Annotated in this window: 23 protein-coding genes; 13 read left to right on the top strand and 10 right to left on the bottom strand. The window is 42.8% G+C overall.

Annotated elements, in window-relative coordinates; translation table 11 throughout:
* Window positions 1-10: 10 nt before the first annotated feature.
* On the bottom strand, window positions 11-1,198 hold the full coding sequence (locus AC27IJ_RS26125) for an iron-containing alcohol dehydrogenase (RefSeq protein ID WP_487151484.1): 1,188 nt from the start codon (window positions 1,196-1,198) through the stop codon (window positions 11-13).
* A 326-nt stretch (window positions 1,199-1,524) separates the two neighbouring features.
* On the opposite strand from AC27IJ_RS26125, the gene AC27IJ_RS26120 reads away from it, so the two are divergent.
* Genes AC27IJ_RS26120 through AC27IJ_RS26105 form a run of 4 tightly spaced genes read left to right on the top strand, consistent with a single transcriptional unit; the run spans window position 1,525 to window position 4,304 of the window.
* On the top strand, window positions 1,525-1,980 hold the full coding sequence (locus AC27IJ_RS26120; RefSeq protein WP_487151482.1) for a PTS sugar transporter subunit IIA: 456 nt from the start codon (window positions 1,525-1,527) through the stop codon (window positions 1,978-1,980).
* A 3-nt stretch (window positions 1,981-1,983) separates the two neighbouring features.
* Window positions 1,984-2,292, top strand: coding sequence for a PTS fructose transporter subunit IIB (locus tag AC27IJ_RS26115; RefSeq protein WP_312443711.1), 309 nt, complete (start codon window positions 1,984-1,986; stop codon window positions 2,290-2,292).
* A 2-nt stretch (window positions 2,293-2,294) separates the two neighbouring features.
* Window positions 2,295-3,371 (top strand): PTS fructose transporter subunit IIC, encoded by a 1,077-nt coding sequence (locus AC27IJ_RS26110; RefSeq protein WP_312443713.1) that lies wholly within the window; start codon window positions 2,295-2,297, stop codon window positions 3,369-3,371.
* Window positions 3,372-3,419: 48 nt separating this feature from the next.
* Window positions 3,420-4,304, top strand: a complete 885-nt coding sequence (locus AC27IJ_RS26105) for a class II fructose-bisphosphate aldolase (RefSeq protein ID WP_487151479.1) — start codon at window positions 3,420-3,422, stop codon at window positions 4,302-4,304.
* Between the two features lie 201 nt (window positions 4,305-4,505).
* Here AC27IJ_RS26105 and AC27IJ_RS26100 read toward each other — a convergent pair whose 3' ends face one another.
* On the bottom strand, window positions 4,506-4,595 hold the full coding sequence (locus AC27IJ_RS26100; RefSeq protein WP_487151477.1) for an AraC family transcriptional regulator: 90 nt from the start codon (window positions 4,593-4,595) through the stop codon (window positions 4,506-4,508).
* A gap of 121 nt (window positions 4,596-4,716) precedes the next feature.
* On the opposite strand from AC27IJ_RS26100, the gene AC27IJ_RS26095 reads away from it, so the two are divergent.
* A complete protein-coding gene (locus AC27IJ_RS26095; RefSeq protein ID WP_487151475.1) occupies window positions 4,717-5,625 on the top strand; it encodes a 2-oxo acid dehydrogenase subunit E2 in 909 nt (302 codons plus the stop codon).
* A gap of 586 nt (window positions 5,626-6,211) precedes the next feature.
* Here the strand turns inward: AC27IJ_RS26095 and AC27IJ_RS26090 are convergent.
* On the bottom strand, window positions 6,212-7,315 hold the full coding sequence (locus tag AC27IJ_RS26090; RefSeq protein ID WP_313151669.1) for a glycerol dehydrogenase: 1,104 nt from the start codon (window positions 7,313-7,315) through the stop codon (window positions 6,212-6,214).
* A gap of 385 nt (window positions 7,316-7,700) precedes the next feature.
* Between AC27IJ_RS26090 and AC27IJ_RS26085 the strand changes: the two genes are divergently transcribed.
* From AC27IJ_RS26085 to AC27IJ_RS26060, 6 genes are all read left to right on the top strand, one after another.
* Window positions 7,701-8,678: a LacI family DNA-binding transcriptional regulator gene (locus AC27IJ_RS26085; RefSeq protein ID WP_312502969.1), complete on the top strand. Its 978-nt coding sequence runs from the start codon at window positions 7,701-7,703 to the stop codon at window positions 8,676-8,678.
* A 729-nt stretch (window positions 8,679-9,407) separates the two neighbouring features.
* On the top strand, window positions 9,408-10,367 hold the full coding sequence (locus AC27IJ_RS26080; RefSeq protein WP_312443723.1) for an ABC transporter permease: 960 nt from the start codon (window positions 9,408-9,410) through the stop codon (window positions 10,365-10,367).
* A gap of 17 nt (window positions 10,368-10,384) precedes the next feature.
* Window positions 10,385-11,284: a carbohydrate ABC transporter permease gene (locus tag AC27IJ_RS26075; RefSeq protein ID WP_312443724.1), complete on the top strand. Its 900-nt coding sequence runs from the start codon at window positions 10,385-10,387 to the stop codon at window positions 11,282-11,284.
* A gap of 51 nt (window positions 11,285-11,335) precedes the next feature.
* Window positions 11,336-13,114: an extracellular solute-binding protein gene (locus AC27IJ_RS26070; RefSeq protein WP_312443725.1), complete on the top strand. Its 1,779-nt coding sequence runs from the start codon at window positions 11,336-11,338 to the stop codon at window positions 13,112-13,114.
* Between the two features lie 72 nt (window positions 13,115-13,186).
* On the top strand, window positions 13,187-14,560 hold the full coding sequence (locus AC27IJ_RS26065) for a glycoside hydrolase family 32 protein (protein ID WP_312443727.1): 1,374 nt from the start codon (window positions 13,187-13,189) through the stop codon (window positions 14,558-14,560).
* A gap of 27 nt (window positions 14,561-14,587) precedes the next feature.
* On the top strand, window positions 14,588-15,958 hold the full coding sequence (locus AC27IJ_RS26060) for a glycoside hydrolase family 32 protein (RefSeq protein WP_312443728.1): 1,371 nt from the start codon (window positions 14,588-14,590) through the stop codon (window positions 15,956-15,958).
* Between the two features lie 233 nt (window positions 15,959-16,191).
* On the opposite strand, the gene AC27IJ_RS26055 is transcribed toward AC27IJ_RS26060, so the two are convergent.
* Window positions 16,192-16,662 (bottom strand): LysM peptidoglycan-binding domain-containing protein, encoded by a 471-nt coding sequence (locus tag AC27IJ_RS26055; RefSeq protein WP_442913605.1) that lies wholly within the window; start codon window positions 16,660-16,662, stop codon window positions 16,192-16,194.
* A gap of 365 nt (window positions 16,663-17,027) precedes the next feature.
* On the opposite strand from AC27IJ_RS26055, the gene AC27IJ_RS26050 reads away from it, so the two are divergent.
* Complete coding sequence (locus AC27IJ_RS26050; protein ID WP_487151470.1) at window positions 17,028-17,573, top strand: hypothetical protein; 546 nt, start codon at window positions 17,028-17,030, stop codon at window positions 17,571-17,573.
* A 166-nt stretch (window positions 17,574-17,739) separates the two neighbouring features.
* Here AC27IJ_RS26050 and AC27IJ_RS26045 read toward each other — a convergent pair whose 3' ends face one another.
* From AC27IJ_RS26045 to dpsA, 6 genes are all read right to left on the bottom strand, one after another.
* Complete coding sequence (locus AC27IJ_RS26045; RefSeq protein WP_312502975.1) at window positions 17,740-19,173, bottom strand: amidohydrolase; 1,434 nt, start codon at window positions 19,171-19,173, stop codon at window positions 17,740-17,742.
* A gap of 27 nt (window positions 19,174-19,200) precedes the next feature.
* Window positions 19,201-19,863 (bottom strand): hypothetical protein, encoded by a 663-nt coding sequence (locus tag AC27IJ_RS26040; RefSeq protein ID WP_312443732.1) that lies wholly within the window; start codon window positions 19,861-19,863, stop codon window positions 19,201-19,203.
* 14 nt (window positions 19,864-19,877) lie between these two features.
* Window positions 19,878-20,624: a DUF5058 family protein gene (locus tag AC27IJ_RS26035; protein WP_312502977.1), complete on the bottom strand. Its 747-nt coding sequence runs from the start codon at window positions 20,622-20,624 to the stop codon at window positions 19,878-19,880.
* Window positions 20,625-20,794: 170 nt separating this feature from the next.
* Window positions 20,795-23,089 carry an AraC family transcriptional regulator gene (locus tag AC27IJ_RS26030; RefSeq protein ID WP_487151467.1) on the bottom strand — a complete coding sequence of 765 codons (2,295 nt, stop codon included), beginning with the start codon at window positions 23,087-23,089 and terminating at the stop codon, window positions 20,795-20,797.
* Window positions 23,090-23,246: 157 nt separating this feature from the next.
* Window positions 23,247-23,825 carry a dipicolinate synthase subunit B gene (locus AC27IJ_RS26025; protein WP_312443737.1) on the bottom strand — a complete coding sequence of 193 codons (579 nt, stop codon included), beginning with the start codon at window positions 23,823-23,825 and terminating at the stop codon, window positions 23,247-23,249.
* An 11-nt stretch (window positions 23,826-23,836) separates the two neighbouring features.
* Window positions 23,837-24,670, bottom strand: coding sequence for a dipicolinate synthase subunit DpsA (gene dpsA, locus AC27IJ_RS26020; protein WP_312502980.1), 834 nt, complete (start codon window positions 24,668-24,670; stop codon window positions 23,837-23,839).
* Window positions 24,671-24,790: 120 nt separating this feature from the next.
* Between dpsA and dapA the strand changes: the two genes are divergently transcribed.
* A complete protein-coding gene (dapA, locus tag AC27IJ_RS26015; RefSeq protein WP_312502982.1) occupies window positions 24,791-25,696 on the top strand; it encodes a 4-hydroxy-tetrahydrodipicolinate synthase in 906 nt (301 codons plus the stop codon).
* The last annotated feature ends 35 nt before the right edge of the window (window positions 25,697-25,731 follow it).

Below are 25,731 nucleotides of genomic sequence, written 5' to 3'. Positions count from 1 at the left end.
TATTACTCTATTATAGCGCCCTTCTGTATATGTCCGCCAGATCTTTTTTATCAAGGGAATGAAAAAGCCCAATCCGTCCTCCGCCTGTAGACGCCGCTTTTTCCGCCATTTCCTCAATCTGAGCCTCCGTTGGCACACAGCCTAACTCTGTAAGGGTCGTGGGCATTCCAATGGACTTACACCAGCGTTCCCATGCCTCTATTCCGGCAAGGGCTGTTTCTTCCGGATTGTCAAAATTTAATTCTACCCCAAACACTTTCACGGCAAACCGGGCAAACCGGGCAGGATTGCTTTTGTATACGGATTTTGCCCATGTGGCCCATGTGGCGGTAAGGCTTGCCCCGTGAGTGGCATCGAACATGGCACTCAGCTCATGTCCGATCTTATGGACCGGAAAATCATTGATACGCCCGGTACCGGTCAAACCGTTATGGGATAAGCTTCCTGCCCACATAAGATTGGCTCGGGCTTCATAATCCTGCGGATTTTTCAAGGCCTTCCCCACGGTATCCCTTACCGTTACAAGCAGCCCTTCCGATACCCGGTCAGATAATTCCACATCCTTTGCCTGGGTGAAATAGCGTTCCATGGTATGCATCATAATATCCGCACCACCGCTTGCCGTCTGATAATCAGGCAGCGTGTAAGTGAGCTCTGGATTCATGGCTGCAAACAGGGGCCTTGCACAGTCATGATTGTAAGAACGCTTTAATATGCCCCGGTCCTTTGTTTCTATGGTCACAACTGTTGAATTGCTGGTTTCTGAGCCTGTTGCCGCAATGGTTGTGATACAGCCCACCGGCGCGATCCTGGTTGTTGTAGTTTTGCCCACAAACAGATCCTCAAGGTCAAATTCATTTGCAAGACCATATGCAATGGCCTTGGAGGAATCGATGGCGCTTCCGCCTCCTACACCCAGGATAAAATCAATGCTTTCCTTTTTGCAGAGTGCGACGCCTTCCTTTACATGAGAGAGCCTTGGATTTGGAACAACACCGCCGAAATCAACATATTCAATTCCGGCAGTTTTAAGGCTCTCATGGATCCGGTCCAGGACACCGGTTTCACTTAAATAAGTACCGCCGAAATGGACCAGCACCTTTTTGAAACCTCGGGAAGCGATTTCCGCACCGACACGGGTCTCGGCACCTTTTCCGAAAATGACTTTGGTAGGATTATAAAATTCAAAATTTTCCATAGTTCAATCTCCCTTTTTATTATTTTATCTGTTGCTCATTCGATTATAAGTGCTTTCCTATAAAAATAATAATTATTAAATTGCACCATTATAGTGCGGGATATTATCCGAATAGTTAGGTAAGATTTAAAGTTTTCACTTATTTTTATGAAAAGGCCACAAATATATAAAATATCCACGTGAACACTGTTGGAGTAGGGGGTAGGTCAGGCCGTGAATAAGAATTACACTAATCTGGTGCAAAAAATTGATTTGTTAATAAGTCCTATCCTTGCTATGATTTATGCATGAATACGAAATAATTTAAGCTCACTGGAGGATATAGCATGGATTTAAGTAAAATGGTCGACCAAAGGCTGGTTCAATTTGATTTAGATGCGGATACGAAGGAGGAGGCTATCTTAAAAATAGCATCTCTGATGTATGATTCGGGCAAAGTGGCGGATAAGGACGCATATACACAGGGAGTCTTTGAAAGAGAAAAGGAATTCTCTACCGGGATTGGCATGCACGTTGCGATTCCGCACTGTAAAAGCAGCGTGGTTAAGGAAGCGGCATTCGCTTTGGTCAAGTTAAAAAAAGAGATCGACTGGGGTTCTTTCGATAATAAACCAGTAAAACTTGTTATCATGCTGGCAGCTCCGGATGACGGGGACAACATTCATTTGACAATGCTGTCTACACTGGCTAAGAATTTAATGGAGGATGAATTCCGGGCAGGTCTTCTGCAGTCAGAATCCATTGAAGATATAAAAAAAGTTTTAAAAGAGAAGGGGGTATAATTTATGTACATTGTATGCGTCACAGCTTGTCCGGTAGGAATTGCCCACACTTACATGGCAGCGACAAACCTTGAGAAGGCTTTCAAAAAAGCGGGGCATGAGGTAAAGGTTGAAACACAGGGAGCACAGGGACTTGAAAATGAGATTACGGAGGAGGATTTAAAAAGGGCAGATGCAGCCATTATTGCAAGTGATATCAGAATCAAAAATATAGAACGCTTTGATAATGTTCCCACCATGACGGTTGCTGTACAGGAAGCAGTAAAGGATCCGGAAGGCATAGTATCTGAATTAATGGAGGCATTGAGTTAATTATGGCTGAGATCAAGAGAAAAAATGCGAAAAAGAAAAGTACCGGAGCTTTTATAAAGGATTCCTTTATGACAGGTATTTCTTATATGATTCCGGTCATCGTTGGAGGGGGCGTTTTACAGGCGATTGCAAAGATGATGGGAGGCTACAATATTGGAGCAGATATGGCTACCATTGACTCTTTTGCAAAGGTAATTTATCTGATTGGATCCAGCTTATGGCAATTTACCGTACCAGCAGTAGCCGCATTTACCGCTTATGCCATGGCGGATAAGCCGGGGATCGCTCCCGGTCTTGCCATGGGAGCCCTTGCCAATTCCATAAACACCGGTTTTGTGGGTGGTTTGCTAGGCGGTATTCTGGCGGGATATGTGGTCCTTGCGATAAAAAAAATCAAGGTTCCAAAAAACCTGCAGGGAATTATGCCTATTCTGATCATTCCGGTATTTGCAACGCTGATTTGCGGGCTCATTATGTATTATATCCTTGGCCGCCCGATTAGCTGGGGGATGACGAGTTTGCAAAACTGGCTGATGAGCCTTAATAACGGTTCTAAATTTATATTGGGTGCAGTAATCGGTGCCATGATGTGTTTTGATATGGGAGGACCTATTTCAAAAACCGCGGCTATGTTTACCAATGGCCTTAATGCTGATGGTTTCTTCATACCCACATCAGCCAAAATGTGTTCAGGCATGACGGCTCCGTTAGGTATTGCATTTGCCACCTTTTTAGGTGGTAAAAAGAAATTTGATGATGTTGACAGGGAAAATGCGAAATCTGCTTTTCTACTATCCTTCTGCTATATAGAGGAAGCGGTTATTCCTTATCTGGTGAAAGATCCGGTCAGGGTTATAGCTTCCTGTATGATCGGTGGTGCGGTTACCGGCGGATTATGCATGGTGACCATGCTTGAGTCTCCCGCTGTGCATGGAGGGGCATTCGTTATCGCCATGACTTCCAATCCGCTGCTTTTCATAGGATTGTGGCTGCTGGGAAGCTGTATTACAGGTGTCTTATATGCGGTCCTGAAAAAACCCTTACCTGTTAAAGAAAAGGAAACTGACGGTCAATCATAAACGGAAAGGGTGCTTCCAGCACCCTTCTTTCAAAATAAGGAGAAATTTATGTACGTATCAATGAAAGACATGCTGCAGCATGCCCATGATAACAATTATGCTGTCATGGCAATCAATGTAGTTAATATGGAACAAGTAAAGGCTTGTATTGAAAGTGCGGAGGAAGAAAAATCTGCCGTAATTCTCAATGTTTCACCCAGGCAGATGAAGGCCCATGCTTATCCTTACATCATCGCGCCCATGGTAAAAAATCTGGCGGAGTCTGCCGGTGTTCCCATCGCCCTGAATGTTGACCACGGTGTAAACATGGAGGATATCACAAAGGCAATTCAATGCGGGTATTCCAGTGTCATGGTGGATGCCTCCAGCTATGAATTTGAAGAGAATATTCGCCGTGTTCGTGCAGTTGTTTCCTTGGCTCATGCCAAAGGAATCTCAGTGGAAGCAGAGCTTGGTCATGTGGGGGTGGCTGCAGACGCAGATGGGGAAAATACGGATTATTACACAAATGTGGCACAGGCCAGAGAATTTGTAGAGCGGTCGGGCTGTGACTGTCTTGCAGTGGCGGTCGGAACCGCCCACGGCAGTTATCCAAAAGACAGAATCCCAAAGCTGGATTTTGATCGGTTAAAGGAATTAAGAAAAACCATAAATGTCCCGTTGGTACTTCACGGGGGAAGCGGTGCCGGAGAAGAAAATATTACCAGAGCGGTTGCTTGCGGAATTAACAAGATCAATGTCTGCACGGACTTGATGAACCACGCGAAAACCAGTTTACTAAGGGCACTGGAGGAGGAGCCAGGTATTCAGTACATGGAGTTAAACGAAAGGGTTGAAGAATCCATGAAAGATTTTATCAAAGCCTATATGCGTCTCATCGGCTCCAACAACCGGTATACGTTTGAAAAGCATACCGGTCCTGAATTTGACTGAGCAAGACGGAGGTTAACAATAAAAGGTAAGCTTGAGGGCAATCAACCAAGGATTGCCCTTATTTTTGCTGCAGTTTCTTCCTGGGAAGAGAGGCTTCTAAGGTAGTGGTGGGTCATGTTTAGACTAGTATGGCCCAGGAGTTTCTGAAGCTCCGTATGAAGGCGTGTCTGCCAGCGGTCTAAAGGGATAGGGGAGTTGGGTTTAATTCCGGGCAATATATCCGCTGGGCGTCATTTGCGTGATCCGCTTGAATACATTGCTGAAATAATAGGGATCATCATATCCGGCCATGGAGGAACAGCTATGATGGGTCAGTTTCAATAAAGGAACTTGAAGAAAAGAGGAAATAGCAGAACAGGGAAAGAAAGCAAGGAATACTATAGCAGAAGGATCCATGGAAAGGGGCAATTTTATGAGTAAGATTGAAAGGTTTGATATGCAAAGGAGAGTCGTATCACACGTGGTGACAACCTCGTGGCAAAATATTCCCCATGTATCTTATTTGTACGAACCAGATATTACAACGTTTTATCATGAGTATAAAGAACTTACCAAAGAACGAAAGAAGGAGGGCCCCCAAATATCGTTCAACACGATAATGCTTCGTGTCATTGTAGAAGGCTTGAAATCAGCTCCGCAACTTAATGCTGCTATTTCCTATCATCACAAAAAGGTGGAAGGAAGTTTAAAAATACAGGATGATATAAACATCAGTATCCCTTGGCTTCTCCCAGATGGAAGAATGATTACTCCGGTTCTTCTGAAAGCACAAACAAAAACCTTAAATGAACTCTCGGATGCGATATCGGAACTGGGAGAAAAAATTCAAAATACAAATATAGACGAGCTGCTTTACCGTGCAGCACAAGACGATACGCTCGCGGCCATTAAGCGATGTCAGTTGGGCGTTTTGAGAAGGATAATCGCTGCGAAGATAAGCATTCACCGCGTAAAAGGGCTTACGGGAAAGGAAAAATCGGAATATTACAAAATTCCAGAGGACAAACGGCTAACGGCACGAAATTTACTGAGCGGCACGGTTACGGTTTCAAATATAGGCTCTCTATATAAAGATCAGAAAGGCTCTTTTGGCTTGCTTGAGATCATTCCGCCTCAAGTCTTTGTTATCGGACTAGGGGCAGTTCAGGAGAAACCAGGCGTTTATATTGACGATAAAGGAGAAAAGACAATTGGTATAAGGAAAGTACTACCAATGTGTCTGGCTTTTGACCATCGTGCCGTTGATTTCAGCGCCATTGTGCCATTTTTGAAAACAACGGACCAGATATTCTTAAAACCGTGTAGAATCCGAAACTGGTAAATGACGTTCGTTCCAGTTAACAAGACCTGCTTTTAGCCTTCGTTCGTCATAAGAGTTACTACAACAGAGCAAAGGTTGAGGCAGGTGGGGCAAAGTATATCATTATATTCCTCTTCAAATCTCTCTAAATTTGTCTTGTAAATGATTAAAAATGATCCCAAATAAGAGTGTAGCAATTAACGAGTAAATTATGGAAGATATAGTACGATTCATAAATTCTTTGTTTGTTACCAATCCTTTTATTATATTGATGACTTTTCCTATCATAAATTTTATCCTTCCTCCTATTATTGCTAAGTTATATTTAAAGTTTTTATCATACTAATATATAAATATTTATACTGTAATAGGAATAGAAGTGAACTGTAAACTTAATTGTAACAAGTGATAATTTTCGTATCTACCTTTTTAGCATAGATTCAGCTAGGAGTCTGGTATCCAAATTCAGAATAGTGTTCTATCTAACAACCTCAAAAACAGATTTATAATACAAGCAAGGGCAAGAACCATAGAAATGGTCTTGCCCATAAATGTTAATTTTTATGTTGGTTTTATGAGTTTACACCGACTTTGAAGGGGGCTCTAATTAATGTCGCTTAGCTTTAAAGTAATGTCCAAGTTTATCTGTAGCAATAATTGCATCACAAACTATTTCAGGAGTTAATGTTAATGGCATATTTCCCATTGTATCATTAGGGCTACATGCTAATTCGGCAACTTTCATTAATTCATCTATTTTAATCTCATGAATCCCAAGATCCTCCAGAGTTGTAGGCAATCCAACATCTAAACAAAAATTCATCACTTCTTCAAATTCTTCCGGAGAAGCGTTTTCAAGTACTAATTGAGTTAAAGTACCAAAAGCCACTTTCTCACCATGGTAACACTGATGTGTTTCATGTATAGCTGTAAATCCATTATGAATCGCATGGGCTGCTGCGATACCACAGCTTTCAAAACCAATACCTGAAAGATATGTATTTGCTTCAACAATGTTTTCCAGTGCTTTTGTACATACTTTTGCTTGTGCTGAAACAAGAGCCTTAATACCGTTAGTAAGTAATGTATCATAGCATAATTTGGCGATTGCCATAGAGGTGATGGTATAGTAGCCGCCAATAAAGTTAGGACTGTTTGACTGCATACATGCACGAGCTTCAAAATAGGTTGCCAACGCATCTCCCATTCCAGATACAAGTAAACGTGCCGGAGCAGAACTAATTACTTCAGTATCGACCAAAACCATATTTGGATTTTTAGGAAGGAAAAGATACTCTTCAAATGCGCCATCATCCGTATAGATAACTGATAAAGCACTGCATGGAGCATCTGTTCCGGCAATGGTAGGAACGATTACTACAGGAGCTTCTGCATAAAAAGCAAGAGCTTTGGCTGTATCGTGGATCTTTCCTCCGCCAATTCCAACTACTACATCGCAACCAGATTCCTTATATATTTTCACTAAGCGATCAATTTCATTGCGAGAGCACTCGCCTTGAAAGGTTTCGAAAAATAATTTTGTATTATATTCTTTTGCACTCTTTGCGATAGGTTCTTTAACACGTCCCTTACCTGATTCGCTAACTAAAATAAAAGGCGCCTTTCCTATATTTTGCAAATGTTTACATAGCTCACCTAATATCCCTCTGCCTTGAACGTAACGTTCAGGGCTGCCAATTATATTAGCCATGTTAATTCCTCCTTAGATTGTTAGTTTGATAGTTATATATCGATAATTATTTACCGGTATAATATATTATATTTTTATTATACATAAATGTCAATCTAGATAAGTAATTATAGTTAATTTTTTATCAAAGGATATTAGAGATCCAGGACTGTCAGCAGTTTCACAGATCGCTTATTAAGCGTGACCATTTAGTATAATCCAGTTATACTAGTTAGTCAGATACACTTGCTGCAATCAAATGGGCTATATCCAGAGGTTTATCATTATATAATTATTACTTACAAATCTACATTTCAAATGCCATCTTGCATTTTATTCCAGGATAAGATAAGATTAAAATAATTTGTTAAAACCTATGATGCAGGATGAAAGGAGTAAATGAAATATGGCCAGTATACGAGATGTTGCATTAAAAGCTGGAGTTGGGATAGGAACGGTTTCCAGGGCTTTGAATGGGACTGGTTATATAGCAGAGGAAACTAAGAAAAAGATTCTTGATGCAGTAAAAGAACTGGAGTATGTTCCCAATGAATTGGCTCAGAATCTATATCGTAAACGTTCCGGCTTTGTAGGAGTCATGGTTCCGGATCTGGAGCATCCTTTTTTTTCGGGTTTGACAAAATACATAGAGAATGAACTGTACAAACATGGTTATAAATGCATGACCTGTGGTGTTGACAAGAAATTCTTAAAACAGGAAGAGTATCTGGAGATGCTGCAGAGAAACGTTATGGATGGGCTGATCAGCTGTGTAGACCTGGCCGTGGATACAGATATAAGTAATATACGGCGTCCTATTGTATGTATGGATAGAAGCTGGGGGCCTAATGTGGCGAATATTCATTCAGATCATCGCCGGGGAGGTCTGATGGCAGCCGAAGCCTTAGTAAAAGGAGGATGCCAAAAAGTGGTGCAATTCATGCCCATGCCATTTGATAATTGGGGTTTTTTAGAAAGGCACAAAGTATTTCGGGAGAGAATGGAAGGTGAGGGACGGAGTGTTCTGGAGGTATATACCCCTACAGACCGTATGGTTTTTGAATATAGTGATTGGGTGAAGCAGGAGTGTGCAAGGTTTATTGATTATGCAGATGGTATTTTTGCAGATGATATAGCAGCTATTACTTGTCTGAAGGTAGCCAGGGAGCATCAGATTGATGTACCCGGAAAGCTTAAAATTGTGGGGTACGATGGAATACCTCTTACCAGAATCATACATCCCACCATTACAACAGTATGTCAGAACCTCCCTGAGATAGCGAAACGGTGTGTAAATACGATTATGCAGGAAATTGAAGGCGCTAAGCTTATAGAGCTGGAACAGATTGTGGATGTGAGTTTCCAGGAAGGCGGAACTGTTTAAGCAGACTGCGAAAAAGATATGAAAAAAAGAAAATATGACGATATGCTTTATAATACAACATATCGCTTTTATATAGTGAAGCCGCTCCATGAAGAAATGTCTTAGATTCTTCATGGAGCGGCTTTGTTTTGAAATTCTATAGTTTTACACCTTAATTAAATTTCATACAGTGAAAGACTCTACAAATAAACAAACTTTCATTACGCATGTTCCGCTAAAAACGGTAAAGTTAAAAAGACTTAGGACTTGTATATCTGACAGTGAAGATAGAACTTCTGCATTAAAATATATTTATATATAGAATTAGAGAGCCATGATACCGGATTAAAGGTGAGGAACTGGTATAGAGCTGATATAGAACAAATCCATAACAAATGCGGTTTAATACAAAATTAATGTAGAACAGATGTGGAACAGTAGCTTTAAATAGGGTAATGGAACTGAATAAGAATAACCAAAGAGGTTGAGATACATAAGTATATCTAGTTGTATTGTAATAAATGCACAAATAAAATGAGTAAAAATTAGGACTAATAAATAAATATATTTTTTATTTTACAGATATATTGACATAATATACAAATTAAACTATAGTACAAGATGTGGAACGGGTTTCACATAAAAAATGTCACAAAGAAATATCCATATAGGGAATATGTGCAGACTGCTTAGGGAAAAAATCCGCCATCCATTCATAGTTCCGTAAAAGGAAAGGAGGAGAAATCAGGTATGAGTAAAAGTCTTAAAGAAACAAAGGTCATGCTGAAAAGCAAGAGGGATTTTAAGGGGAGTCTGAAAAAAGCGTTGGCTTGTTGGCAGCTGTATGTACTTTTGATCCCCGCTTTGATCTGGCTTGCGGTGTTTGCTTACTATCCTATGTACGGGTTGATTATAGCCTTTAAGGATTTTAAGCCGAGAGTTGGAATTATCGACAGTCCCTGGGCGATGCCGCTGTTTAAGCACTTCCAGACATTTTTCAGCACCAGCATTGCCATGACCGCCATTAAGAATACGGTAATTATCAGTTTGGAGAGTTTGGTCATTGCATTCCCGATACCGATCGTCTTTGCGCTTTTGTTAAACCAGATCACCAGAAACGGGCCAAGAAAGGCGATTCAGACAATCTCTTATGCACCTTACTTTATGTCAAACGTGGTTGTGGTAAGTATTATTACCGTTTTATTTTCTGCAAATGGTTTGGTTAACAACTTGATCAGAGGTGCGGGAGGGCAGGAAATCCTGTTTACCAGTTCGGCAGACTGGTTCCGAATTTTGTTCATAGGATCAAACATCTGGCAGACTATGGGATTTAATGCCATCATATTCATTGCAGCGCTCATAGGAATTAGCCCTGACTATTATGAGGCGGCAATTATTGACGGGGCATCCAGATTTCAGAGGATATTGTACATAGATATCCCACTAATCCTGCCGACGATCATTTTGATGTTCATTCTGACGGTAGGAAATATTATGAACGTGGGTTACGAGAAAGCATTCCTGATGCAGAATGGCACCAATACGGTAGTGAGCGAACTCATATCCACCTACGTGTACAAAGTTGGTTTGAAAAGTGCACAGTATAGTTTTGCTACTGCAGTTGGTTTATTTAATGCATTGGTTAATTTCGCTATCCTGTTGATTGCAAACTTCATTTCCAAGAAAACCAGTGATATCAGTATCTTTTAAGGGTGAGGGGGAATTAGATGAAGACAAAAAAGAATAAGGTAAAGCTATCGGCAGGTGACAGAATATTTGTCGCAGTGAATGTGGTTGTGATGCTGGTAGTATGTATTTCCATTGTGTATCCGCTTTATTACGTGGTTCTGGCATCCTTTACCGATCCGGTAATTGTTAACTCCGGTAAACTGCTCTTATTTCCTGAATCCCTGTATATAGAAGGTTATAGGAAAACATTGAGCTATGCACCGATTTGGAGCGGATATTGGAATACCATTAAGTACACGGTGGTAGGTACCGTAATATCCCTGATATGTACCATACCTGCCGGATATGCACTTTCCAGAAAAGATTTGGTAGGAAATCGGGTACTGATGTTCCTGTTTACCTTTACCATGTTTTTCAGCGGCGGTATCATTCCGCTATATTTGACCATATCACAGCTGAAAATCTACAATTCCATTTGGGCAATGGTGCTTCCGGTGGCCGTGTCAGCCTACAACCTGATCGTCAGCCGTTCCTTCTTTGAAAGCGGAATTCCTGCAGAACTTTTAGAAGCAGCGAAATTAGATGGATGCAGCGATTTTGGATTCTTTTTCAAAATTGCCATTCCTCTTTCCAAGACCATCATTGCGGTTATCACACTGTTCTATGCAACCGCCATGTGGAATCAATTTTTCAATGCGCTGATGTTCCTGGGAGATGAAAATAAGATGCCCTTACAGGTTATATTAAGGAATCTGGTACTGATGAATCAGGCTGGAAATATAGGAGCGTCTCCGGCGGAACTGGTGGCCAAGCAAAAGCTTGCAGAGCAGTTAAAATATTGCATTGTAGTTGTTTCGGCTTTCCCGTTACTGGCTGCGTATCCATTCCTTCAGAAGTATTTTGCAAAGGGCGTTACCATTGGCGCGGTAAAAGGATGATAAATATGGTATAAAAGCAAATAAAAATTATTTTAAAAGGAGGAACAAATTATGAAAAGAAAAGTAATGGCGGGTATTCTTTCTGTGGCAATGGCAGCAACCCTGCTTTCCGGCTGCGGCGGTTCCAAAACCAGCAATAAGGCAGTTGATGCGGAAAAAGCGGCAGTAGAACTGACGGCTGAGGAACAGGAAGCAGTGGATGCGGGTATTATCCAGTTGGATGGTTCTCTTCCTATTATTAAGGATCCTGTCAAGTTTGAAGAAAAATACGGCAAAATTAAAGTATTAAATGTTGGTGATGCCCAGCGTGTGACGAAACCTGGAGATATTGAAATGGTAAAGAAATGGGCGGAAGATACAGGTGTTTCTTTTGAGTGGACAACCATTCCATCGGAAAATGCAGGAGAAAAGATCAACTTAATGCTGACTGCAGGCAACGAACTTCCTGATGTGTTCTGGAATTTTGAAGGATCCCAATCCGGTATTACGGTAGCTCAATATGCAGATCAGAACATCTTCCTTCCAACAGATACGATTGTAAAGGATTACATGCCGAACTTAAAGAAAATCCTGGATGAGAACCCATCTTACATGATGGAAGTACAGAGCCCCGACGGACATATGTATGGCTTTCCATGGATTGAACAGATGAAAGGGTTAATCCTGACACCTGGGCCGTTCTTAATTAACAAGACCTGGCTGGATAAGGTGGGAAAGGATGTGCCTACGACGGTGGATGAATGGGTAGACTGTCTGAAAGCATTCCGTGATGGCGGAGATTTAAACGGAAACGGCAAAGCCGATGAGATTCCAATGGCATGCTGGTTTGGTCAGCATAACCAGGATGGCTTCGGTTCTTATAACCTGTTCTATCGATTTACCGGAGCTTTCGGAAATGCAGATTCTTACTGCGGCGGTAATCCATATGCGGACCATTTAAGAATTATTGACGGTAAAGTAACCTTTACAGCCATGGATGAATCCATCAAGAAAACAGCAGAACTCTTTAACATGCTTTACAAAGAAGGATTGTTATGGAACGGTTCTTTTGAAAATGCAGAAAGTGCTGCATTTAAGAGCTCACTGATAAAAGAAGATGTAGCAAGGATCGGTTCCTTTGGTGTTTGGGCAGATCAGGAAATTGTGAATCTGGATGTTCATGATGAATATGTTCCCCTTCCCAGATTACAGGGGGAGGCAGGTAAGGTAGGTTTTGCACTGAACCAGTCGGAGATGCAGGATTCTTCTATCGGTGCTATTACGACGGACTGTAAATTCCCTCATCTGGTGGCAAGATTTTATGACTATATCTATGGTAATCCGGAGATCTCTATCCAGACTAACTGGGGGGCAATCGGATATAACTATGTGAAAAATGACAAGGGAATCATGGAAACACCTTTAGATGATAAGGGCCATATCATTACCAAGGAGCCATGGTCAGATTTTGGACAACAGCGTGCCAATACAACAATTAGCCGTACTCCAATGGCAGTATTGAACGGCTACTATGACACGGTTGTAAAATATACGTTTGACGCTGTGAAACTTTATGAATATCAGGTAGTTAACGGCAAAGAAGACATTCTGAAGGAATATGAGACAATTCCAAAGGTAATGATGACAACAGACGAGATTACAAGACTTGCACAGGTTCAGCCGACAGTTTCCAATATTGTAGATCGTTATATAGCAAAATGGGTGACGGAAGGCGTTGATGATGCAAGCTGGGGAAGCTATAAGAGTGAACTGGAATCAGCTGGAGTAAAGGATATCGTTGATATTTATCAAGGCGCTGTAGACAGAGCTAAAAATGCTGTAAAACAATAAAAGACTAACAGGGCTGCCACACAGAATAGAGGCTGTACGGCAGCTTCTGCTATATTACTAGGAGGACGGAATATGAGCACAAAGGGTGTACGTGATTTCAGACCTAAAATACATTTTACACCGCTAAACAACTGGAGCAATGATCCCAATGGAATGGTTTATATGGATGGTTTCTGGCATCTTTATTACCAGTATCATCCGGAAAGGCCTGTCTGGGGACCAATGCATTGGGGGCATGCTGTCAGCAGGGATCTGCTGTACTGGGAACATCATCCAATCGCCATGCATCCGGATGAGATGGGATATATTTTTTCCGGAAGTATGGCTTATGATAAAGAAAATACATCTGGCTTTGGCAAGGATGGAGCGATTCCCGTAGTTGCTATGTATACCAGCCACCGCCCGGAAGATAGACATGAATGCCAAAGCATTGCTTACAGTCTGGATGGTGGATTCCATTTTGAAAAATATTATGGCAATCCAGTCATTGATAATCCGGGTCTGTCAGACTTCAGAGATCCAAAGGTATTCTGGAATGGGAAGCGTAATTGCTGGAGTATGATTTTGGCAGCCGAAAACTGTGCTTTTATTTATGCTTCCATTGACTTGAAAAAATGGGAAAAGACAGGTGAGTTCGGCAGAAAAGAGAATTTGGTAGAAAGTACCTGGGAATGTACGGATTTATTCCCCCTACAGACGGAAGAAGGAGAAAAGTGGGTAATGTTGGTCAGCATGATGGCCCGTCCGGGAAAGGGCTGTGCCAATATCCAGTATTTTATTGGGGAATTTGACGGAAACACATTCCATGCCAAGGAGCAGGGAAAAGAACCTCTTTGGCTGGATTTTGGATTTGACAATTATGCCGGGGTTACTTTCCACAATTATGACAAACCAATCTATTTAGGCTGGGGAGTTAGTCCGGAGTATGCCAATCAGGTACCCACCGGAGAATTTGCAGGATTGATGACCGTAGCCAGAGAGCTTTCTCTGATAAAAACGGAATGGGGCTACCGCCTGGCGGCAAAGCCTTTTGGGCTGGATAGATTTCGTGCTGCCGCTTACCCTGTCGCTGACGGGGGCTCGTTAATCAGTGAATGCTTTGGATTAAAAGTGCATGGACAATCCGGTAAAATAATTTTTACAAATGGAAAGAAACAAAAGCTGGTAATTGAGATAGAAGAGGAGAGCATCAGGATTGACCGGTCCCTGGCAGGAGCCAGTGATTTTTCGGAGAAATATTGTGATAAGCTTCATTCCGTAGGGGAAACAAAGCGCCTTTTGCGAGGAGATGTTGATATGGAACTATTGTTTGATGTATCCTATTTGGAAGTATTTGCAGACAAGGGGCTGGAAACGGCATCTATGACAGTGTACCCGGATGTTCCTTTTGAGAAAATCTCCATACAAGGGAATTTAACTGCGCAGATTTACCAGATTCAGCAGTAAAAATAAAGTGGAAAGAGGAGGATCACTATGAGTTCAAAAGGAATAAGAGATTTTCGCCCCAGGATTCACTTTACCCCGCAGGATCACTGGATGAATGATCCTAATGGCATGGTGTATATAAATGGAACTTACCATTTTTGCTATCAGAAGTACCCCTATGATACGGTATGGGGACCTATGCACTGGGGACATGCGGTGACAAAGGATTTACTGCATTGGGAGCATCTCCCTATGGCATTGTATCCTGATGAACTGGGTTACATATTCTCGGGCAGCAGCGTTTATGATAAGTATAATACTTCCGGTTACGGAACCAAAGAAAATTCGCCCATCATTTCCGTTTTTACCAGCCATAACAATGAGACGGGGCTGGAACAACAAAGTATTGCTTACAGCGTTGATGGGGGAAGACACTTTGAGAAATCTTATTTGAATCCGGTCATCGAAAATCCCGGGATTCCTGATTTCAGGGATCCAAAGGTATTCTGGAATCCTGTACATCGCTGCTGGGGGTTGGTTTTGGCAGCTCAGGACCGGGTTTATTTTTACGGTTCCAGGGATTTGAAGAGATGGGAAAAAACGGGAGAATTCGGTCCTGAAGGCAATCATGCAAACGGTGTATGGGAATGTCCGGATTTATTTCAGATTAAGTATGAGGATAAAGTGTTCTGGATTTTGGTAGTCAGCATGACCAAGACGGATGAAGGGCGCTGGAGAACCCAGTATTTTATCGGAGATTTTGACGGAGATAAGTTTATCTGCACTTACCCTTCTGATGAGGCGATCTGGCTTGATGACGGCTTTGACAATTATGCAGGCGTTACGTTCCAGAATTATGATGTTCCTCTGCTTATGGGCTGGGCCATGAATTGGGCTTATGCCTCCAAGGTTCCTACCAATGAATACTGTGGACAGGCGACGCTGGCTAGAAGCTTATCTATTTGTAATACGAAGGCTGGATACCGGATTGCCGGACATGCGGAAGGCCTTGATAAGTTCCGGCATATGGCATATCCTGTGAGCAGTGGTGCCCATCTGATGACAGAAACCTTTGGTTTAAGAATCATAGGAGAGGGGAATGGGAAGATCCGGCTTTCAAACAGTGATGGGCAGAGGCTGGAGATAGAAGTGGCGGAAGATATTATAACTGTGAACCGGGCGATTGCCGGATACCGGGAGTTTGATGAACAGTTTATGACGCCGGAGTGTTCGATCGTCTCATCAAAACGTCTGAAGGAAGGAAACTGGGACCTTGAAGTAATCTTTGATGTATCGGTTCTGGAGGTATTTGCAGACGGTGGGCTTAATATGGTTACCATGGTTGTATTCCCTGATACTCCTTATGATACGATCAGATGGAAAGGCAAACTGGAGGTGTCCTTGTTTGAAATCAGCTGACAGTAAACGTCTAAAGCAGGAGCAGTTAAAACAGCAGCAGCCAGCCGCTTATCTGCAAAAAGTGAAAGGAGCTATTTAAACTATGCGCCCTCTTATTTACCAAAAGGTAAAAAGAGGGCGGTTTTATCTGTAAATTGCGTGACCGGTGTACCGGCTGCGTTATTGGCTATGGTACAGCCAATAACGGAAAATCATTATTCCGCCGCTTGGGAATACAGTTCATCTAAAGGCAGTTATTGTGCATCGTCAGAATCATCAGTATAAGAATATGTTTCTTCCGGATAGAAGTTCAAATCTCTGCCGCTGATCATTTCCTCCGGTAAGATATACTGGTAATCCTGGACCTCCTGGGAACGGAACCAGAAAGGTAGATTGGGCAGGCTGTATCCGGCTGGTATTAAGATTGTTTGACCAGCTCTCAGATTACTGGGTGATAAGCCGCGATTTACGGCCATAATGGTATCTACGGTAGTGCAGAATCGTTGGGCAATTTGCCATAAAGTATCATTCCGCTGAATGGTATAGGTTCGAAGACCTACGGGACAACGGCCGCCGGAAGGCGGAGTTGGAGTTGGAACAGGAGGACGGGGAGCTCTTCTTGCCGGTACGCAAATGGTCTGCCCCACTGTTAAGTTTTGTGGATTTAAACCTGGATTTGCCGCTCTAATAGCAGCAACGGAAGTATAGTAACGTTGAGCAATCATCCATAGTGTATCACCGCGTCGAATGGTGTAAGGAAACAGTCCTTGAGGACAAGTAGCCATAATATTACTGCCTTTCAATAAAACAATTTGTCTTATGTTATGCTTAGGAAACGGAAAAGTACCTGTCATTCTTGGCCAAATTTCAATTTATTTAACGGACAGGATTCCTATCGTTAGGTCGCCATATCCTGTAAGATGTAACTGATATAGTACAAAATAAAAACATGGTAATATTTATTTGCCCAAGCTATTATGATAATACCAATATAATAATTCAAAATAGCCCACCTGCCATTACCTGTCTCATGAGCAATGAATCATGAGTTTGTTAACAGGTTGATGGCAGCAGGCAGTCGGGAGGACATATGGTATTATCGGAGGACTTAATTGGTAAAGGATTTTCCTTACAGGATGCAGATGAAAATGACTTGGAAAAATACATAGATATAAAAAGAACCTGCCATAAGAAATATATAGACAATTACTATGGTGGCTGGATCGAGGATATACAAGTTATAATAAACACTGACAGTTTTCATAGAATGTTAAAATATAGTTGTTTTAAAAAGATACAGCTATACAATGCAACGGTTGGCTTTTTCGCATTTAACGAACTGCCGGATAAGATAAGCGAAATATCCCTACTTCTTACCGAACCTGTTCGGCAGAAAGGGATAGAAGCATTTTATCTAAGGCATATTACAATCCTTTCCAAACAGGTAAACAAGCCAATATTCTTATATGTTTATAAATCTGATCCAGTTCAAGAACTGTATAAGCAATTCGGATTTAAAATTTATGACCAATCAAGGGCACATTATTTATTGAGCTTTAATCAAGACAATACAAATGATATAAATCAATCTTATGATTCCAGAAGCTATATAAACCGCATTTTAATAAAGGGATAGTAAGAGCGTGTATAAAAAACAGCCAGCCTTTTTATGCTAATAGCAAATATTAAAAGGCTGGCTGTTATCGGCTTGTTTCCTGAATCGCTGATCCCATGCCATGATTCACCCCGAATGAAATCCATCAAGGCGGACGTAAACTCCCCCTCTGTTTGAACGGTAGTTTCTAACGAGGAGATACCTCCGGCGGAATAGCGCTCTGATAAGGCTTACCGCCAAGGTTTCTTATATGTTCTTCTTTTGCTTTATTTATAATCTCAGGGTTCTCCAAAAGATCAAGGGCGGTCATTGCAATGGTCTTTCCGGCAGTGATCATTCCCTTATGAGCAATGCTTGATTTGCCGGTGGCAACCCACTGCCAGGAATGGGCAGGAGTTCCGTTGGGCGCAGTCGTGACCACTGCGGTAACCGTTGGGATCGTCCAGCTCACATCCCCTACGTCCGTGGAGCCGCTCATAGGCTTACTTGGGAAAATAAGTGGAGCGACAAGACGGTTAATAGAGCTTTTGGCTTCCTCTTCTATAACCCTTTTCTCTTCCCCAGGGAGGAAGGCTTCAATCTTTCTTGCAATCTGGTTCTTGGTGGCCTCTGGAAGCTGGTCATAGAACTGCTTTGCATATGTCATTTCCTCCGGTGTATATTTAATGGGGCTTACCTGCTTTAAGTTGTCATACATGACCCTGCCCAGTTCCTGATTGACCAAATAGCTGGCACATGCGGAGTCAAAATCAATTTCCAGTTCTGTTTCCGTCATCATTGCTGCGCCCTGGGCAATCTTAACGACACGGTCGTAAATTTCTTTTGCCTGGTCTGTTTTGGGTGCACGTACAAAATAGTAAAGCTCCGCCGTAGGCTGCACCACGTTAGCTGAGGTTCCGCCTGCATCGGTAAAGGCGTAATGAACCCGTCCTTCGTCGATCATATGTTCTCTTAAGAAATTCACGCCGATGTTCATCAATTCTGCGGCATCCAGTGCGCTGCGCCCATGTTCCGGCGCGGCAGCAGCATGGGCAGCACGTCCCTTGAACCGGAAGTATGTCTGGAAGACTGCCAGGGAGCTGAAATCCCAAATGCCTGTAGAATCCATGGGATGCCATGTAATGGCAACGTCAGTACCATTAAAAATGCCGTCCCTTGCCATAAATGCCTTCCCATAGCCGCTTTCCTCTGCAGGGCAGCCAAACAGTCGGATGGTGCCTGAAAGTTTAGCCTCTTCCATGTAATCCTTAATGCCCACAGCTCCCGCAGCCGCTCCGGCGCCTAACAGGTGATGCCCGCAGCCATGGCCGCTTTCCCCTGCTTTGATGGGACATGGAGCCGCAACATCGGATTCCTGGCTCATGTTAGTCAAAGCATCGTATTCGGCAAGAATCCCGATCACAGGACTTCCCTGGCCATATTCGGCAATGAAAGCATCCATCATTCCTGCAAGGCCTCTGGTTATTTTAAAGCCTTCTTTTTTCATTGCAGCACATAGTAAATCTGCAGATTTATTTAAGGCAAAACGTGTCTCCGCAAATTCCCATACCTGATTGGAGATATCCGTAAACACATCCTTTTTTTGTTCAATTAATTCTATAATCCGTTTTTTGCCGCTCATAGCGAATCTCCCTTCCTCGTTATCATCTTATTTATTTTTCCCATTGGTAATTAAAATAGATGCACCCACTGAAAGAATCATTGTGACAAGAAGCAGATACCCCTGAACCTGCCCGTAATTGGCAGCGAAAAGGACTCCTGACAAGGTGCTGATAATAAGCGGTGTGACTGCCAAAGGAAAGTTTTTGCGCAGATAAGGCAGCAGCATGGTTCCAAGAAGCGCCGGCATAACGCTGTTGAAGCCTGGCTTTAATATGGGATTGTCTAAATAGTGTATAAAGGGGGTGAATAAGAACATACCTGCAAATATAATTAATGTGGTGGTAATGGAGGACATACCAATGGCAAGCACAGAAACCACCTCTCCTTCGTCGCTGTGAGGCTCCACATTCATAAGGCGGTGGCCTGCGGCGGCAGCAGGAAGCTTCATGTTCATCACATTACCGGTAATAAAGGAAAGGTAAGTTCCGCCGGCTCCCAGGATCGGTGAGAAAGAAATAACTTCTGTAAGCTGAGTGGGAATAAATACAATGCAAAGCTGTATGGCTGCGGCTATTACGGCTGCAGTGTTCAGCTTTACATCATAAATGATGGTTGTAGCAATCGGTACCATAAACATAAGTGCAATGCCGATCAGGGTGGACCAGCGGCCTAACCGGTGTATGGAACTGTAGTAATCGTTCTGTTTCATTTATTTTTCCTCCTTTATCCTAATATCTGACTGAATATGATTGCGGAGACCATACCCAGCACTAGACTGATAGGAAAACAAAATTCCGACAGTGCCTTGATATTGCTTTTTTTAGCGGCAATATCTAAAAGCCAGCTGATCACCATGGATGTAATTACCACCAGAAGCGGTACAAGGCCGATGGCACCGGTAGTCCCTAACCGGAAAGGAGTGGATAAATAAGGTCCTGAAAAAACACAAAGCAGGGCAATGAACATGGAGGCGAAAATTGCCTGGAATCGTTTTTCCTGTTTTCCCTTTAAAACCTTAATTCCCTTTTGGATCAGCTTGGAACCAAAGGCGGTGTATAATGGGCCCCAGATGATGCCGATGGTCATCACCCACATGGCACTGACAAAGATTTCAAGGGAAAAACGGTTATCGGCAATGCCTTCAAGGCCAAAAGCCTTTGCAGTAACGTCTGCCGCCATATTTTCATATACACCGGAACCGATCACGCTTAGACGTAGCCATGGGAAATAACGCCCCAGGGAAGGCATTAACAGCAACAGGATGATCAGGATCGGTAAACTTGGCAGAATTGACACCACGCAGCTGTTGATCATGACCTTTTTCATGGATTTTTTCTCCATACCCAGTTCCAGGCCTCTGGCCCATGCCTTGCGCATGAATATGACGGCTTGTGCAAGCACATATGCAATAACAACAGCGCAGAGCAGAAATACCACACCGCCGTTTGCAATGTCCAAATAATTGTTCATAAAAGACCTCCTCTTTCCTTTTTTCGGGTGACCTCACCCTTGATAGGTAAATTTTATATAAAAAATCACAAAAAATAAATGATTAATTGTATATAATGTAGGAGGTTTCAAGCCTTTTTTAGGCTTGTAATAGAATTAGAATAAAAAAAGGAGGTCATTTTTTAATAATTTTACTGTTTTTTTACGACGTAAAGCACTAAGCCGTTAAATGTAAGACTTGCATGCAGGGAGCATTCACCGTCCACTTTCTGTTCTAAGAAATAGAAATCCGGCTGTATTACCCGCTCTAAATAATCTACAACATCCGGATCGTTAAGATCCGGCAGTCCGGCTCCTGACCAGCGGTTGAAGATGCCTGCACTTCCCTGGTCAAATATGAATCTCTTGATCCGGTAATTGCCCGGTATCAGTCCCTGCAGGATGAGTGTTATCTGATGGATCTCGTGTTCGATCAAATACAGATCCACAGAGTAAAGGGGATTCATGTAATAAGGGCTGTATATGACAATATGAAACTCCTCTTCTCCTTCTTTGGTGACTACAATATTGTTGTCATAAAATATTAGCCCACCGTTTACATAATTAAATGTTTCCAACACAAAGTAAACCGGTCGTTTGACCTTTTTCAGAAGAAATAAACCAAGTATACCAAAATCATGGATCCCTTCAAACTCCTGGATGTGATAAGTGCTGATGAGAAACCCAATCGCCTCTACTTTTCCGCATAATTTCATCATAGTATCAAATATCAGGGCGGAGCGGAAGAAGGTTCCGGATTCTGCCACACCGGTGCCTGCAAGGGTATTCCAGCGGGTCATATACAAAGAGGGAATGGGCAGCTTATGAGCGTTAAAAGACGCTTCTATGGCTTCCACACGGCATACGTAGAAATCTTCCAGCTGTTGTTTTGTTCTTGAATCGTCCTGTTCCGGGACAGGATGGGGAAATCCATGAAATCCGGCAAAACAGGCCGGGGTAATAAGGTCTTTAAGAGTTTCATAAAAAGCCTCATGCCCCTCCCCTGGCATTAACGCCCAGTCCGGTATCAGGATGCCTAATTGGACCTTAAGTCCTTCCTGCTTAAACAGATTCCAAAGTGAATTATAAAAATCGGCAAGGCTATTTAAGTGTGACCGATCCTTGCATGCAATTTCAAACCTCCAGGGCTCCATGGTCTGGCAGCTGGTATTAGAACGCAGTATGCCGGCAAAAGAGGTTAAGCGTTCCATATAACCGTTTAAATTACTCTGACAGCGCTCCAATTGTCGGGACACATCAATTTGTACGTAAGGAATGAGCTTAAGCTCTTCAATCTGATGTATGCACTGGTTATAAATATAATTGGAATAAAAGGTGTCATCCTTTATTTTGATCTCATCTAAATCAAAGGATTCAAAATAAATAAAGTCAAAGGAAAGCCGCTGCATCTCCCTGAGCTGATCCATGATCTCTGACTGAAGAATATCCGTCATGCGGCCGATATGAATCATTTTTTTTGGTTTTTTTAACTGGATGTGGGATGCCTGGCACATGTCCAGCTTAATTGCATCAGGAGAATACAGGGCCGTATCATGATGCATATCATGCCGTTTCATATACTTGACCAGTTCCAGCAGGTTGTCCTGTATATCCGACGTGATTTCTTCCAGACTGCTTGTCTTCTTTTCCTTAGGTCTTGCATATAATTTCCGGTATTCTCCCGGAGATTTTCCATATTGTTTTTGAAAGGCGGCTGAAAAGGCTTTGGCATTGGCAAACCCATGATCCATGGCAACCTTGATAATTGGCTGATTGGTACCAAGCAAGCTCACGACGGCGTGTTCTAAGCGTACCTGGTTCAAATATTGCAAAAAGCTTGTCCCCATTTTGCTTTTAAAGTATTTGGAAAAATACTGGGGGGATAAGTACATCTGCTTGGCTGTATCCGCCAATGAGATGGTGGAAGCGTAGTTGCGTTGGATATAATCCACAACATGGCTGAGAGATGCTGTATTTTGCCTCTGCTTTCCATGAGGGGAATTGTTCGTGGCTTTAAAGCGCTGCATAAGGGTGACCAAAAAGCGGAATAGCAGGGCACGGAACTCTAAATCAGAACCTTCTTCCTTCTTCATATGTACCAGGAGCATACGGGTGAGGTGACGTTTTATTTCGTAAAAATTGTCCGAATCCAATTGTAGGATGGAATTACACTGAAAGGTGCAGTTTAATACCTCTTCGCATTCATTCTTAAGGAAATCTTCTTCTATGAGCAGCATAATGGCCAGGTTGTCATATTGGGCAGAGTAGGAATGGATATCCCTGCAATTGATCAGCACAATATCATCCGGGGACATGTGATAAATATCGCCGTTGATTTCCACTTGTAACTTTCCCTTAAGCAACAACACACACTCCAGACCGCTGTGGGTGTGGGGCAGTATGTTTTTAATGCTGTTAAGCGTGATCCCTACTGACGTTCGGTTCATAAACAGGCTCCTTTCAGCATGTAATTTTTCTTATTATAGCTCATTTTCATATGGTGGGAAAGCATAATCCAAATGATATTACACCTGAGGCTGCTGCAAGATAAATCTGCACTATTTGAGGTTGCAAATTCACCTTGCAACAGCCTTATCACAGGGATTAAAAAATGACTGGCTGAATTTGTTTCCCTTCTAAAGCGTATTCCAGTGTATCGGCAATGAGGTCGGTGTGTGCGACCATGGAATTTGGCTTTTTCACCGGGTCATCCTGGCCAAAGGGAACAAAATAAATATTTTTTACGTTAAACAATTCTCCCACATTCTTAAAGTTGATTCCAAGGGCATCATTGGTGGAAAGTGAGATCACCAGAGGCTTGGAATTTCTTAAATGGGCTTTGGCTGCCATGAGCACCGGGGTATCCGTGATGCCGTTGGCCAGCTTAGCCAGGGTGTTTCCGGTACAGGGAGCGATGAGCAGGATATCCAGATATCCTCTGGGTCCGATAGGCTCCGCTTCCTCCAGGTTCAGGATAGGCTTATTGCCTGTCATGGCGGAGATCCGCTTCATGTATTCCCCGGTATCCCCGAAACGGGAATCCGTTGTCTGCACATTGGTGGAAAAGATCGGGTATACATCGGCTCCTTGATCCACCAGAACTTTTAATTCTTTTTCTATTTTATCAAAAGTACAAAAGGACCCGGTGATCGCCAGGCCTACTTTCATTCCTTCCAGCTTCATATGACACTCCTTTATGACAGAGATTTAACAATTGCTTCGAATAAAATTTCCGCAGATGACTGGGGAGCGTAGATCCCAGGCAGTCCCGGGCAAAGCTTGGCACGGATATTCTGCTGCCTGCAGAAATCAAAATCAACGCCGCCGGGAGCGGAGGCGATGTCAACGATCGTTACGTCAGGATTCATGGATTGGATCAGCTCTTTTTCAATGATAAGGGCTGGGATGGTATTAAAGATAAATTCATAATCCCCTATGACCGGGGACAGATCACAAAGCGCTCTGGCATGAAAACCCATGGAGGCCGCCTGGACAAGCTGTGTTTCCTTTCGGCCGGCAATGGTCACTTCGGCATCCAGACCCTTTAATTTCAGTGCCAGAGTTTTTGCGCACCGGCCAAAGCCGGTTACAAGGCATTTGCTTTTATGAAGGCACCCGGGACTTAAGCGGATGGCCTCGGCAATGGCGCCCTCTGCGGTTGCAATTGTATTTTTGACGGTGATATCCTCCATATCCATATAGTCAAAACATGCGATCCCATTTTCCCGGGCATATTCCTTTGCATAGGTAGGGATGCTTCCGCCGAAAAGGGTGTGGTCAGGGGTCAAAAGGTTTAAAAGATTCCCGATGCCCAGATCATTCATATTGTTGTCGGAAAACAGGTTGATTTTGTCCCTGGTAAATGGAATGGGACAAAGTATGACATTGTTGTTTTTTATGGCTTTTTCCATGGAGAATGAGGAATCCTCGCTGCTATGGTGAAGGGTTGTTTGAAAGCCGTTTCTGGTTAATATTTGGTTTAGGTAAAGCTGCCTAGAATCGCCGCCTAAAAGAAGAAAATTATACATACGGTCATCACTCCTTATAATGGTTTATATGATAAAAAAAATGATTTGTGTATGGTACCAACAGGGGATGTTTGTCATACTTTTGTTAGTATGAACCTCTAATTTTGGGAATGAGTGCCTATGAAAGATGCGATTTTTAAAGGCTCAGCAGCAGCCATCGTTACGCCCATGGATGAGCATGGAAACCTGGATTTTAAGGCAATGGAAAAATTACTGAAATTTCAGTTGGAAAACGGCACGGATGCCATTGTGGTCAATGGAACCACAGGGGAATCCGCCACGCTGGAAGAAAAGGAAAAGCTGGAACTGATCGAATTTGTGGTGCATTATGTAAACCATCGGGTTCCCGTGATCATGGGAACCGGAAGCAACTGTACGTCCCACGCCGTGCGTCTGTCCCGTAAGGCACAGTCATTAGGGGCGTCCGCACTTCTGCAGGTGACTCCGTACTATAACAAAACCTCCCAGCATGGGCTGGTGGAGCATTTTACGGCAGTGGCAGACAGCGTGGAGATTCCCATCATACTTTATAATGTCCCGACCCGCACCGGGGTGAACATTAATCCGGAAACGTATTTAAAGCTTTCTGAGCATCCCAATATCCAGGCCATTAAGGAGGCAGGTGGGAATATTTCCAGTATCGCGAAAACGGCTGCCCTTTGCGGCGACAAGCTTGACCTTTATTCGGGAAATGATGACCAGATTGTTCCCATCCTTTCCCTGGGAGGCAAGGGAGTGATCTCCGTGTTAGCCAATATCATGCCATTTGAGACACATATGATATGCCAGTACTTTTTTGAAGGAGAAATAGAAAAGAGCAGAGATTTGCAGCTGGAGCTGCTTGCCATGATGAATGCTCTGTTTATGGATGTAAACCCTGTGCCGGTTAAGGCGGCCCTGTCCCTTCTGGGGTTGTGCGAGGAAAGCTACAGGCTTCCTCTTACCCCTATGAAGGATAAGGATAAAGATACGTTAAAACAGGTTATGAAGTCTTATTTTCCACATTTGCAGGATAGCAGTCAGTAACGGATCTAAATTTGTTATCGTTTTAGTTGCATACC

This window comes from Lacrimispora sp. YZC11 (assembly GCF_057543815.1).
This window is presented reverse-complemented; position numbering and strand designations above follow the sequence as displayed.